The organism is Spirosoma koreense, from assembly GCF_054777875.1.
On record NZ_BAAHAC010000022.1, the window covers coordinates 269,953 to 283,297 of the forward strand.

Sequence of the window (13,345 nt, forward strand, 5' to 3'; positions counted from 1 at the left end):
GTGAAATATGGATCCGTTAGATAAAAGGTTGTTACGATAAGTAACAAATTATTACCATAAATGGCGGATTCTGTTTAAATTGTTATGTAGAGGAGGATTATTTAAAAATTGTTAGTTCTTAAAGTGACTTCATAATAATTAAATAGTCTAACTCAGTAATAATAACAATATTCTAAAAACCATTCATGGAAAAAGGTAAACGAAACCGGGCGGCCACAACTGAGCGTATCATCAATGCTCTGGAAGAACTATTAACCGAGCGTGGGCTAGATGGCGTAGGAATTAATGTAATTGCCGAACGAGCCGGGGTTAGCAAAGTGCTTATCTATCGCTATTTCGGTGGAATCGAAGGCCTGCTGGAGTATTATGTAGGCATGGGCCGGCTGATTCCTCACTATTCGAACTCCTGGCTGGAGCAGATTCGTCCGACACAACCGACCGATCTGGCCAACATCTGGTCGGGTCAGGCGCTTCAGCTTTTTCGTCAGTTCCGCTCGTCGCGGGCAGCTCGTGAAATACTCAAGGCTACGGTAAAAGAACAGGACTCGCTGGCCGAATCCATCAGCCGGGTTCAGGATACCGAACTGACGAATCTGGTCGAGCAACTGGCGTTTATCAAAAAAGCAGACTATCAGGCTACCTCGGCCGTCATTCTGGGGGCTTTATCGTACCTGACCATTCAGGCTCAGCTCGACCGACCGGTAATTGGAATTGACCTGCGCAGCGAAGAAGGCTGGCAACGGATCGAGGAAGCGGTCAAAATGATTTATAAAGCCTTGAATCGCATGGCTATCGAGTCGCCAACGACCAAAGTAGCGACCAAATCGGCTAGTGTTGCTGTAGAGATGTGGTAAATAACGGACAATCAGTTCTCCGTAAAAGGGGGCGTTCTGGAAAACTGGTTGTCTACTATACCGTGTTCAGCTAATTTATTTGTGCTGTAGCTCAATCAGTACGGGCACGACGTTGCCCGGTGTTGCGGATTTTACGTCAAAGGCGATCTCGTCGTCTTTATACCGAATCTGATCCTGTTTAACGAGCTGGTCGCCAAGCACTTCGACCACGCGCTTATCCAGGGCTCCTTTCTTCCGATCCAGATTTTTGATGAGCCCCGGTAGGTTCAGTGGTCGTTTCGAAAACAGAATCAGCAGGTAATCTTTTCCTTTATGATCGTCCATCACGATCGAACTGTTTTCGCCCGGATAAACGATCGTCGTATTCGGTCCTAGCAGTGGACTGGTCAGTTCATCGAACGGGAAAAGAGTCTCAAAATCACCCCGTTTGGTCATGGTCAGGGCGTAAATGTACGCATTCTCCGAAACGTTCAGGTAAAACTTAAACCGCGTTCCCGACGTATACGCACCGGCCGTCCGGTACGGTCGAATAGCCGTGGGCGCTTCCTGGTCGGCTTCCACTTTGAGGCCGCGTGTCAGTTGCCGGCTTATGCCCATTGCCGTGCCGTCGTTGAGCTTCAACTCCGCCGATCCGTGGCGGGTGTCGTCGGCAGGACGGGGGCTGGCGGGGCGTTGGCTGGACGTGGCTGCGGTCGTCGGACGATCGCCCGTAGCGCCATCGTAGACCTGAAAGGCGTTAAGAACGAACTTGCTGAAATAGGTGTACGGAATCCAGCAGAACCCTTTCTCCCCCCATTTGGAAGCCCAACTGTTGACAATCCGAAAAGCTCCGCCGTATTTTTTGTCGTCGTAACCCAGCACGCAGATAGCCTGGTTGTAGAGCGCATCATCGACTTTTTCATTCGGGGCCGGTTCCCACACCGCGCGGGCCTCTTCGAAAGACAAGGGCGCGCCGATGCCAGCCACCACCGGGTAGCCGTCGGCAAGTGCTTTTTTGATGATCAGTATCTTCAGATCGGGGGGCGTCTGATCGGTCAGCAACTGCTGGTAATCGCCGATGCGGTACTGCGAAGCTTCTTTGGAGATATCCTGCGGAATGGCCTGATTACAAAGTGGATAGCCTAGTTTTTTCAGTGACGGGGCACCGTCGGTTTTCAGCACGTCCAGCGCTTCCTCGATGGTGCCGCCACCCTGGCAGTTGACGTCCTTCGGATCACGGATTTTGTTGTACACAAACGTGGGAGAAAACCGAACCTCATCGATTTTAGGTTTCTGAGTAATGTTCTGCTCTTTACTCGCCATAATGGTCCGGAGGTAGTAGGCCGTTGCAAACGCGACCGAGGTTTCCTGCTTCCCCTGATCGCCAACCGTGGGGCAATACTGTTCGTAAGACACCTGAGCGGGCAGGTTCGCAAAACTCTGGTTGGCCAGGGGTGCTTTGGTCATGACCGTCAGCGAACGGGTGCGGTTCAGCTTAAGGCCCCCGGCGTATTTGCGCGCGGGCTTGTCCTGCGCCTGACTGGTAAGCATCGGTGCGCCCGCTATAAGTAAGAACGCAAAGCCGAAGTGTATGGAAGAGGGAATTGATTGCATAGCGATGATAAAGAAAAGGACCCGGATGGCCACGCCCGGAACCATGATAATCTGATCTATCCGGATGTGGCCGTCCGGATCAAGCCAGTGTTTTACTCTTTTTCCAGTTCGACCCTGATCGGTTTGTTCAGCCGAACGGACAGTGAGCTGCCCCCAGTTGCCCCAACATCGAGGCCGGCCGTGTTCCCATTGATGGTCATGGTCATCAGCCCGTCGTCGCTTTTAAAGGTGTCGGGCGTGGTCGACTTATCGACGTAATGAATTCGCCATGGCGTTCGCTCCGGTACCGACAGCTTCACGATCTTAAAGCCGGGCGGGGCCGTATAGATTTCCTTCCGCTCCGTCACTTTCGCCAGGGTTCCGGCTTCGTCTCCGCCCGTTTCGAAATAAACCGCCAGCGATACCTGCTGTCCGCGGATAATCATAAACTGCACGGACGCGTTGATCTCGGGCTGATTTTTACCGAATTCGCCGGTTCCCGAAATCAGCAGCGGCTTAAAAGGACCATAAATTCCCTGGTTGATAACCGGTCCGGCCGGAGCCGCGGGTGGGGGAGGAGGGCCGGCCTTCGGCGCCGAAGCGACCTTCGTCAGCTCTTTACCGGCCTCACTCAGAGCAGCCAGCAGGCTCGCTTTTCGGGCCTCCAACTGGATCTTCTGCGAATTCAACAACTGAATCGACTCATCACCGGCCCGACGGGCGTTTTCATATTCGCCTGCCAGCTGTCGATAGCTATTGGTCGTCGCTCTGAACAGCGGCTTTGGAAACTGCTGGTCCAGCGCGCTGGTATTGGCGTAAAAATTTCGGCTCCAGTTTTCGGTCAGGGCCGTTCCTTTTTCCACATCGGCCAGCATCTTGTCCGTTCCGGCGAGCTGCTTTCGGTAAGCGATCATTTCCTGCATCGTCTGGTTCTGCTGGACAGTGGTTAGTTTTGGAATGAGCGACAACGACAGCCACCAGCACAAGGCAACGGCCAGCAGCAAAGCCGCATACAGGCCCAGAAACTGGCTCCATCGTCTATTTCGTTCGGTGTAGTTCAGAGGTTTCATAGAGAGCGGTATATCCCTGGTATTTACGGTTGAGCAGCCTTGAGGGCACGCATACTTTCCAGACTCGATTGTTTCAGCATCAACTGGGTTTCCAGACTTTGGATGTCGGTTTTCAGCGTAGCCACCTGATCCGTCAACTGGTCTTTGGTTTCCGCCTGCGTTTGCCGATCGGTAGCCTGAAGCGCCACCGTGCCGAGCAGCTTGCTATAGTTGCGGGCCGTTATCTGCGAAAGCGACCGAAAGACCGTGTCGGCTTTGTAGCCCGTTTCCATTCGGCCAATGGCGGCTTCCTGCTGAAAGCGCAGGCTGGAAAAGTCGCTGGCCTGTTCGTTGGGGTCTGTTTTCTTTAGTTTGATGTGTAAGCTGTCGGCCTGGTGAACATCGCCCAGAAATTGTTCTTCCTGCTGAACCGACAGACCTTTATCGGCAGTAGGACCTTTGCCGATCAGGGCATAAATCAGCCCGCCAAGCCCAGCCGCCAAAACAACCGTCAGGAGTAAAAATTTAATCAGAGATGCGTTCATGATGGTATCGGTACAAAACGTCGGAAATTGGATTCGTTGGGCATCTATAGCCGCTGGTAAACCGGCTACCGGCCCCAGAAACTGCTTTTTCCTCCGCTCTTCGGAGTCGTATCCTGGCGATCGACAAAAAATTCATCTTTGTCTTTCTCGACGTAGTTCAGCTGGCTCAGCTTGCCGTAGAGCGCAATGACAACGTCGCACAGACTGACAACAGAAGCCAGGACCGGCTGGCAGTCGGCGTGGTTATACTCCTGATCCAGAACCTCCTGCATGGCCGACTCAAACTGGACCGGACTGATGCCACACCAGTTTTTGAAATAGTTATACATGGCCTCTTTCTCCCGGTCGGGCGTGCTGCGGATCATGAGCGTCATGGCGCGGGCGAACCGCATGCCAAACTCTGCCACGAAGACGGGCGATTCATAAGGCCCTCGTAACTGAAACGCGTCGAGGTTATCGGCGATGGTCCGGATGGTGGCTTCGGCCAGATACCCGATGGTGGTAGCCAGCAGATTGGGCTGACCCGAACGGGCATTGGTACGCACCCGAACGATGATCGCCGTGGCAAAGCCCGCAATCTCGCCCATCCGGCTGCCAATCGTCAGGTATTGCTGCTGCATGGGCGGAAAAACACCCACCATGCGGCAGGGGGGCAGGTAGTCGGTTGCCAGCGCAAAAACACCATTGGCCAGCGTCAGCCGGCCGATTGGTAAGTGATAAGCCGCCGACAGCGAACTTGCCAGCGCTGAGTTCGGAATGGCGCCCAACCGATAGGCGGGCGTCGTGAAGGGATACCGCAACGGCACCTCGTCCGGATCGGGTTGCCCCCAGGGCTGCGGCTCGAACGGATTCACTTCGACCACCGCATAGCCCGACGATTGGCCCAGCCGCATCCACTCGTCGCGGGCGGCACTTAGCGCCAGCCGCAGCGGTGGCTGAGCCGCGTCGAGTTCGATGCGGGCCCCACCGGGCGTAACGGCCCGGCATACACTCAGGATCATTTCGTGGCCGTCGCAGGTAAGGGCCAGCGGGCTGTCTTTGCCGGGCGCGGGCGGCAGCAGGCCGTAGGTTAGCGGATTGAGTACCATGCCGCCTACATCCCGGATCGCATCGCGAAACGCATTGTCGTTGCCGAGCAGATGTGTTCGGTTTATTTTCATGCCATCGGCCCAGTTGATCGGCCAGTGTGAAAGTTCAGGGAGCATAGACTGAGTGAGTTTCGATAATGGAGTATAAACGTGCTGCGCTTCGGGCTACGGGTTAGCGGTCTATTCGGTACTGATGAAGCTGCGGGCAATGATGACATCGTTGGCTTTGATACCGCTGCGGTTCAGCGTCAGGCCAGGGTCCAGAAACTGTTTCGATAAGCCGCCCATGGATTCTTTGTAGAATACCCAGCCCAGCAAACTGCCTTCGTGGTTCTGTTCATAATACAGAATGGGTTCTTCCGGATTTTCCTCCGAATTGTGGGAGTAGATCATGTAATGAAACAGGTCGTGCAGGGTTCGGTCGACCGGGGCTTTGACGGTATAGGTCGCCATTTCGGCGGTTTCCGGGGTTTTGGTGACGCGAAAGCTCAGCCGGACGGTGTCGTTCAGTTCGATCAGCGGTACGGCGTGATCGACGGGGTAGAACCACTTTCGATACACCCGGGGTGGTATGGCCAGCCAGGCGCTGTAGGCATACAGAAACAGCAGCGGCAGCAGAAACGGCAACAGACCCGTCGCCAGCGCGGGCAAAAACCGGTCGGCCGATTGCAGTCCCTGAAACAGACTCGTAAACCCAGTCGCAATCAGAAACAGGATCGTACCCGTCAGAAAAAATTCGGACCAGAAGCCGCCCTCATCCCCGAAAACGAACAACCGGCGCATGGCCAGCACATGAACGATACCCAGCACCAGGGCCAGCCCTTCAATCCAGTAAAAGACCATGACCAGCGATGAAGACCGGGCAAAAGCCGCACCCAGCGCAGCCGCCACCGCGAGGGAAGCCAGCGCGTAAGTAATCATTTTTTTGGTGAAGACAGCGCCCGCCGAATGACGAACCACCAGCCCAACCAGGCAGAGGATCGCCATAACGAGGTAGAACGCAACGGTGAGCATAACGTCAGTCGTCATATCAGTTTTGGTAGTCGGTTGGTCGAATCTATTTTTAGAAGTGCCAGTGCAGATGTCAAGTCAATAATCGCGTTGTGTGACCCCTGCGGGGTCATATAGTTATAGAGACTAGATTTACTATAAACATGTGGCCCTGAAGGGGTCATACCGGCAATGTTCAATCGCTGAATTGGCCTTATTACTGGCGTTTTATCCATTGCTTTCAATTTAAAATAGTCGTCAAGCCCAGCCGCCCGGCTGTGTCACCATCCGTCAGGCTGAACAAATTTTCCGCTGCATTCGGTAAAACCGCCAGTTGCCAGTCGGCATCGGCGGGCAATAAATAATCTGCCAGCAAACCGATGTAGTTCAGCCCGACTCCGTTCGGTAAGTAATCCATCAGCTGATCACCCGAGAGCGGACCGACCGAGATACGAACCGTGCCGCCATCATCGATAACCGCATTTGTGTTCAGCACCCAGTCCTGCCCCAACCGACCCGTACCCAGGGCCACTGCCGGCGTTCCGCTGGCAGACGTTTTAGGCAAAACGGGATAGGCGTTGTACTCGACCTGAACCGGTGCCTGCAGGAATTCTTCCAGGTAGAAAGTCGTCTGTTCCCAATCGCCTACGATCCGGTACGCATTGGTCCAGATCGATAGCAGACAGGCTTGCTGACGGGGCGATAACGGAATCGGGAGTTCACCCCAGAGATAGCTGTGCAGCTCATCCCAGATGGCTCCGTAAGCTCGCGTCAGGGCCAGCGCTTCCTGGGCTTCGATCTGAACCCGTTGCCGAAACGATTCCTGCTCAAAGGGTAGCCAGAAGGTACGGGCCTGAGTTTCTTCCTGCCGGAGCCGCCGGCTTTGTTCGAGCATGGCGCGGGCCTCATCGCGCCCCGGCCGAAGCGGGGGCGAGGGCGGATGATGCAGGGTTTCGGGTAAGGTGTCGTACAGCCCCTCGCGGCTGAGCTGAAGTACGTGGGTCAGCCGATGCGCAGCATCCGCTTCGTATGTTTCCAGCGTCAGCACATCCTGATTATAGGCCCGGCTGAACGTACCCTGCGGCCGAACGATAATGTCCGTCGGCAAAACCGCCTGCTGTTGCCGGTCGGCAATCCAGACTTCCGCGCGTATGTCGTATAAGAATTTCATAGCCGCATTCGGTTTACGCAAGGCCGGGGTTTAGCAACAACACCCGCAACGGCAACACGCCCGTCCACTGGTCCTGAAGGGTGATCGTCAACTCATGCGTAAGTTGCTGCTGAACTTCGGGGTTGAGCCGGGCCGTATTCCGAAGACTCACCCGCACGTCGAGCGTGCGGACAAGCCCCTGGCGCGGATTGGCGCTCACCATACATCCCTTCTGCACATCGACGCGCTCGACAAGCTCCGGAGCCGCTGCCCGGCAAACCGCCCGGATGTCTTCCACGGTCAGTGCCCGGCCGCGCGTCAGCAGTGCCTGCCGGAAAGCCGGTAAGCTGGCGGATGGGCTAAGCCGGGACGCACCTCCTACCGACGGTCGGAGTAAGGTCAGCCCTTCACGCCGGAAAGCCGGCTGGTTGGTATCGACGCGGGCACCGATGGGAAGCCGGTTGCCGCGCTCGGCCGCCGTCGACCAGAAGTTGACGAATAAATTGCCGCGCTGCGGGCCGTTGTTCAGAACGATGAACGGCACCGGCTCACCCGGCGGGGAAGGCGGTACGCTTTGCCGGATTCGTAACAGACTTTTCTGAATATCATCGATGTTGCTCCGCAGCGTATCGTAGCCCAGCGCAGCAAAGGATGCGCTTTCGTCCCGCAACAAGTCCAGTAACTGGCGAACCGACTCATCGGCATTCCGACTATCGAACCGACCGACGCCCTGCCGTCGAAGCGCATAACTACGGGCCGTCGGATCGCTGGCGCTGGCTTCGGTATAGGCCGGGTATTCGTTGCCTTCGCTGTCGGTTACGTCGGCCAGTTCAATGAGCGGCAGATCGGTCTGGATCGGAAAGACGTTGAGGCCATCCGTGAGTCGAAAAACAGCCCGGCCCAACTGACGATTCAGTACGGGAAACGCGTTGAGGACGCATTCAGTTCGGGCCATGATGTCGGCTCCGAAAACTGTCGGGAATTCCACGCGAATCCAGGTCAGCAGCGGTAGTGTCTGTAACAGCGCCGGATCGAACGCATCCGTCAGGGCCGACGGAAGAAACGTGCCGTTGGAATTCAGAGCGGGGGCCGGAAACCGACCGCGAACGGTCAGGAAGTTCGACCGGTAATAGCGATCCACATGGCCTTCAGTCATCCGTAAAGCAGCCGACAGGCCCGCTTCAGCCGGGCTGTCGAGTCCCGCTTCGATCGAGAGCGGCTGATCGTTCAGCCACCACCGGGTCTGGGGCAGGTGCTGGGCGTAGTCGTAAACGGGAAGCGGCAGGTTTTTCCAGTCGAAGAAAAACCGGAGCGATAGGTCCGGCGGTAAGCCCGGCATCAGTTCCAGCCCGATCCAGAGAGTGTAATCGGGCAGTCGGCGCTGAAGCGAGGCCTGTGCCACCGGAATCGTGTTGCCCGACTCATCGATGCGCCAGAGCTGAGATCCCGCGGCCAGACAACTCACCCGCCCGTTGACCAGTGAAAACCGGCCCGCCGGTGAGAGGGTCATTTCCTGGGCCGTTTGCGGGTGCCGGGTCGTAAACACATCCGTGCGTATGACTTCGCCCTGCAGCTCGATGGGGCGAACCGCCAGCACGCTATGCGCCGGACGCGGTGCCGTCACCACTTCGGGCATCAGCAACTCGACCAGCCGCTCCAGAATCCGCCCGCGCGAAGCCTGAATTTCGCCGTACACCCGCTCCGATTCGGTCGCCAGTGCACCCACCAGCAGATCGACCAGCGGGTCGAAGGCGGTGGTGTCGATGGCGGCTTCCTGGTAGCCCCAGAGCCGGGCGGCCTGCTGCAGCATCCGGCTTTTGATTTGGTCGCGGGTTTCAAGCATAGGTTTGCGGTGTTTAACAGGGTTAGTCTCGTCGGGCAGTTTTCAGCGATCCGCCTATTTTTTGATGGGTCGATAGGCCCACACTTTCCCGGTGATACTGACGGATTCGCCCCAGTTGAGTCCTGTTCCGGAACTCAGATACAACGTGTTCAGCTGGACATCCCGGCTGCCGTTGACATTCTGCTCGTAGACGAGTACGACCTTGGCCCCGATAACCGGATAAACTCCAGCAACGATAGCCGTATGGTGGGGGCGTTTCTCGGTTTGCCAGGAGCCATCGTCGCCCGTTACCTTCGCGATGTAGTTCCGAAACTGAATGATGTCGCCCGGCTCAACGTCCATGATCTGAATGGCCGTACCCCAGCGATAATCGGCCGTGGCCGTCACATTGCGGGACCCCATGATGTCGTTGGATGTTCTGGCTCCGGCCGCTTTCAGGGCTTCTTCGGCCAGGTCCCAGCACTCGCCCCGCTTTACCTGCGTGCCGGTGCGGGCGGCTGCAAACCCGGCAACTCCTAGATTCGTTGGATTCATCGTTTTTATGGTTTGGTCAACGGTTATTCACTGGCTACTGGACTGAAATACATAATGAAGGTCTGCTCAGGCAGGGTCTCGCCGGTTTCGGGCAGGTTGCCGCTTACCCGGATCGTGATGCGTCGGCGTACCCGGATCGTGCGCCCATCGGCGTCCTGGTCGGCCGGTTCGTCGATATCGACGTAGACCCGGGTGTATTGCAGGCGTTTCTCGTACTGCAGAATCAGGTTTGTAATGGTCTGTTCGGCATCACTTTTCCACTGCGTCGGGTTGGTGATATTGGCGTAATCTTCCTGCCAGATGCCACAGCCCATGGCGGGGTCGTAGCGGTACTCGTCCAGCCGGGTAGCCAGCAGCAGGTTGATGTGCTCACGGATTGCCGGGACGGTCGGAACGCGCGGCTGCGTCTGCTTTTGCAGCAGGGCCGAAATGGGGGCGTGGAGGGAGTAGGCGCTGGGCATCGGTTTAGCTGTGTAGAACGACGGATAGTTTAACCTGTTTCAGCTCGTCCTTGTCGGACGACAGTTCGAACGACAACTCAACCCCCTGGTAGCGATACACATGCTGGTACGTATGGGCGGGGCCGGTTGGGCTGGGCGGTACGGCGGTTGGGTAAGCGTTCATCCGCTGCTGGATTTGCCGGGCCGTTACGCGCTGGTCCTCCTGTAATTTCATCAGCAGAATCGTCGGTTTATTCAGATTGTCGGGCCGCGGTATCCGTAGCTCTCCACCCGAAAACGGGGGTTGGCTTTGCGTCGACCCGTAAAACTGGTAGTAGGCGTTGGACAGCTCTTCTTTAAACGTCATGCGGGTGAACTGCTCGATAGCCGCCGTATTGGGCGAACGGAGCGCGCTCAACTGGTCGGCAATGGTCAGGATGGTGGATAAGGCATCGTTCATGGAAATTCGGTTTGGCGTTGAGATCGCGGAACAGGAAAGCAGACTCAGTAAGCTGATCAGACCCAGCTTAGGGAGTGGGCGGGTGGGCATCATTCCACTCTTTCTGATAAGCATCGCCATAATATTGATTATAAGGTTTGTTATCCAGACTCGTCCGTTCGCCATTGCCGTATATCTGTCCAATGCGGTCCCGGGCGCGGTCGCGGTCGCCGTCGGCCTGGTAATCCCGCTGAATCTGCTCGTACTGGGACGTGTTGGCCGGATTACCCGCCACACCGATGTCTTCACCCGACCCGGACTTTATTTCGTCTCGTACTTCCATGTTCGTTAAAGTAGCTTCGCCTTCGTCGCCAAGTGCTGCTTTGGTATTGCCCTGAACGTATTGCTGCTCCGTGCTGCCTGCCATGGGCACTTCCGGGGGCGTATAGGTATCATGACCGGACTCGTGCGCCAGGGTCTGGATCATCGCCAACCCACCCGCTTCCTTACGGCCGACCCGAATATCTGGTTTATTAGTACTGGCCCCAGGCTCGTCGTCGACCGTAATCCGGCCACCTTCGGCCTGAATCTGCTTGAACTTACGCATCAGGGTTGGCGACTGCGCCATCAGTTGCAGATCGTGCATCGTCAGCTGACCGCTGTCCAGCAAAGCGGCCAGAAACACGATCATCATCAGGATATTCGGGTCGGTCACCTCCGTTTCACCGATCAGAACCGTTGGCAATCCGAGAGCGATCAACCCGCCGTGTGCGGTCGGATCACCCATCCGGGCGGCTGGTTTCTTGTTGATCATCACCCCGGTCGAGCCTTTCGTGATCGAATCCGGCGGACCGACACATGTGCACATGTCGCCCATCCCGGCGGCCGGTTGACCGCCAATCAGTACCGTCACCTGACCCGGTGGTAAAATCGGTCCTCCCACGTGCGGAATCGGGGGAACGCCGGGTGTCACCATCGGACACATGTGCATATCGCCCACACGGGCGGCTGGCTGACCCATCGGTTTCGTTAGTTAATCATGACCATCCCCCCTTTCACAGCCACCACGGCCGCGCCTTCGAGCGAGAGCTGCCCACCCGCTTTGGCGGTCGTTTTGGCGACGGCATCCACGGTAATCTGATTGCCTTTGACGTTCATTTCGGTATCGGCCTGGATTTCGCCTTTTTTAGCTTCTACTTTCCATTCCTTTCGGGCTTTCATGCTGATGGTGTCGGCATCCAGGCTGATACTGCCCGCGCTGAGGCTGATCGACCCCTGGCTCTTTATATTGATGTGCGTGCTGCCGTCCAGCGACATGATAATGTGGTTTTTTCGGTCTTTATCGTGCAGGCTGATTTCTTCCTTTCCTGGCTCGTCGCGGATGACAATGTGATTACCGCCCTTGGTAATGATCGCTTTGTAATAGTTATCCGCTGAATAATACGTATTCATCGTTCCTTCATTCTTGCGGAGTATAGCGCCCGTCACTAACGGCCGGGCTGGATCGTCGTTCTCAAAGATGGTCATCACGACCGTATTGATTTCGGGGACGAAGTAATGGCCCTGGTTGTCATGAGCCGTGTAAGGCAGCAGCAATCGCACCCAGGTCGAACTTTCGCTGTCGCCCTGGGCACTCTGCCACAGAAAATTCAGCCGAACACGGCCCAGGTGTTCGGGATCATCCACATGCGTCACTCTGGCCAGCTGCGTAGTCGCTTTAGGTAGATAAAAAGTCGGGTTTGTGCGAAACTCCACACCGGCCGGAATAGCCTCGAACTGGTTCGAGTACCCACCACTATTGTCGGCCTCGTGGCTGATCGAAATAATTCGGTACTGCCCTAGGCTCTCCGTGCGTTGGACAAGCGCATTCAGACTTGTCGTTTCTTTTATGTCGATGACTGCGCCTACTTTCAATCCAATCTTACTGCTCGATCCGCTGAAAATAACGGAATTGGCTACCGACGCTTTTTTCTCATAACCTGCCTGCTGTTTGGCTTCCCCATCGGTCCAGACGGGCAGCTGTGCGTAACTGAACGTGCGTTCGGGATACAGGTTTTCGGCTTTGTCGATCAGAAACTGACCGTACTCGCCCAGGCCCGACACCCGCACATCTTTCGAGTGACTTTTGACCGTCTGACTCTTCATGTAGTTATATTCTTCGACAAAGAACTCCCCGCCGGGCAGGTCCATCCGCATGTCGAAGGCACTAATGTCGTTGCCGAATTTCAGGTCGATGGGCGATCCGCCGGGAACGTCGCCGAAAACCGTTTTTTCACCGTCGAAGTAAAACCAGTTGCCTGTGGCAGCCGCAAACCGATGCAGAAAATTATAGCTGCTTTCGTCGAACTTGACCACGTAATCTTCCGGCTGATTGTTTCGCGGACCGACGCTGGGTCTGAGCAATCCCTGATCGTATTCACTCAGCACTTTGTTGACAATGGCCCCGTGGTCTTTCTGGTAAAAGGCGGCATAGCGGGTGCCTTGTTCGAGCAGAATGGACGCACTAAAGCCACGAATCACCACCGAACTGCCACTGGCGGCCTGTTTCGACAGATACAACTGGGTAATGAAGCCACGGAACACAAACGGCGAGCCCCCGCCCTGGCGATACCGGATCGTAATCAGGACCTCCTGGCTGATAAATTCTTTCGACTTATTGATGCGCATTGCGCCCGTTCCTTCAACCTGCTCGATGGGTACGCTTAGCTCAAACGTGTGGTGCCGGTCGATCCACTGCTGGATGCTGAGCCGTGAGAAAATTCCGACACGTTTGCCGCCAATTTCGACCTGGACGCTGGATAGGTTGCTCATGAATGCTGACTGCTTAAACGGTTTATAAAC

Annotated in this window: 13 protein-coding genes; 1 reads left to right on the forward strand and 12 read right to left on the reverse strand. The window is 56.1% G+C overall.

From position 1 onward, the window contains the following. Positions 1–185: 185 nt before the first annotated feature. A complete protein-coding gene (locus ACYVC2_RS14665; RefSeq protein ID WP_461103197.1) occupies positions 186–854 on the forward strand; it encodes a TetR/AcrR family transcriptional regulator in 669 nt (222 codons plus the stop codon). A gap of 75 nt (positions 855–929) precedes the next feature. Here the strand turns inward: ACYVC2_RS14665 and ACYVC2_RS14670 are convergent, their stop codons facing one another. The 12 genes from ACYVC2_RS14670 to ACYVC2_RS14725 all read right to left on the reverse strand — a co-directional run bounded on the left by ACYVC2_RS14670 (position 930) and on the right by ACYVC2_RS14725 (position 13,315). Then, the gene (locus tag ACYVC2_RS14670) at positions 930–2,447 is read right to left on the reverse strand and encodes a C1 family peptidase (protein WP_461103198.1); all 1,518 of its coding nucleotides are present in this window, start codon (positions 2,445–2,447) and stop codon (positions 930–932) included. 92 nt (positions 2,448–2,539) lie between these two features. Then, the gene (locus ACYVC2_RS14675) at positions 2,540–3,496 is read right to left on the reverse strand and encodes a hypothetical protein (RefSeq protein ID WP_461103199.1); all 957 of its coding nucleotides are present in this window, start codon (positions 3,494–3,496) and stop codon (positions 2,540–2,542) included. A gap of 23 nt (positions 3,497–3,519) precedes the next feature. Further along, a complete protein-coding gene (locus tag ACYVC2_RS14680) occupies positions 3,520–4,020 on the reverse strand; it encodes a hypothetical protein (protein ID WP_461103200.1) in 501 nt (166 codons plus the stop codon). Positions 4,021–4,085: 65 nt separating this feature from the next. Next, a complete protein-coding gene (locus ACYVC2_RS14685) occupies positions 4,086–5,225 on the reverse strand; it encodes a hypothetical protein (RefSeq protein ID WP_461103201.1) in 1,140 nt (379 codons plus the stop codon). Positions 5,226–5,288: 63 nt separating this feature from the next. Further along, on the reverse strand, positions 5,289–6,137 hold the full coding sequence (locus tag ACYVC2_RS14690; RefSeq protein WP_461103202.1) for a TssN family type VI secretion system protein: 849 nt from the start codon (positions 6,135–6,137) through the stop codon (positions 5,289–5,291). Positions 6,138–6,339: 202 nt separating this feature from the next. Next, positions 6,340–7,269 (reverse strand): type VI secretion system baseplate subunit TssG, encoded by a 930-nt coding sequence (locus tag ACYVC2_RS14695; RefSeq protein ID WP_461103203.1) that lies wholly within the window; start codon positions 7,267–7,269, stop codon positions 6,340–6,342. Between the two features lie 13 nt (positions 7,270–7,282). Next, positions 7,283–9,091: a hypothetical protein gene (locus tag ACYVC2_RS14700; RefSeq protein WP_461103204.1), complete on the reverse strand. Its 1,809-nt coding sequence runs from the start codon at positions 9,089–9,091 to the stop codon at positions 7,283–7,285. 54 nt (positions 9,092–9,145) lie between these two features. Next, positions 9,146–9,625 carry a hypothetical protein gene (locus ACYVC2_RS14705; RefSeq protein WP_461103205.1) on the reverse strand — a complete coding sequence of 160 codons (480 nt, stop codon included), beginning with the start codon at positions 9,623–9,625 and terminating at the stop codon, positions 9,146–9,148. A 23-nt stretch (positions 9,626–9,648) separates the two neighbouring features. Next, on the reverse strand, positions 9,649–10,086 hold the full coding sequence (locus ACYVC2_RS14710) for a GPW/gp25 family protein (RefSeq protein ID WP_461103206.1): 438 nt from the start codon (positions 10,084–10,086) through the stop codon (positions 9,649–9,651). A gap of 4 nt (positions 10,087–10,090) precedes the next feature. Then, positions 10,091–10,618, reverse strand: a complete 528-nt coding sequence (locus ACYVC2_RS14715) for a hypothetical protein (RefSeq protein ID WP_461103207.1) — start codon at positions 10,616–10,618, stop codon at positions 10,091–10,093. After that, positions 10,593–11,525: a PAAR domain-containing protein gene (locus ACYVC2_RS14720; RefSeq protein ID WP_461103208.1), complete on the reverse strand. Its 933-nt coding sequence runs from the start codon at positions 11,523–11,525 to the stop codon at positions 10,593–10,595. Before ACYVC2_RS14720 ends, ACYVC2_RS14715 begins: the two co-directional genes overlap by 26 nt. 8 nt (positions 11,526–11,533) lie before the next feature. Further along, entirely contained in the window at positions 11,534–13,315 is a 1,782-nt protein-coding gene (locus ACYVC2_RS14725; RefSeq protein WP_461103209.1) for a type VI secretion system Vgr family protein, read from the reverse strand. Between the last annotated feature and the right edge of the window lie 30 nt (positions 13,316–13,345).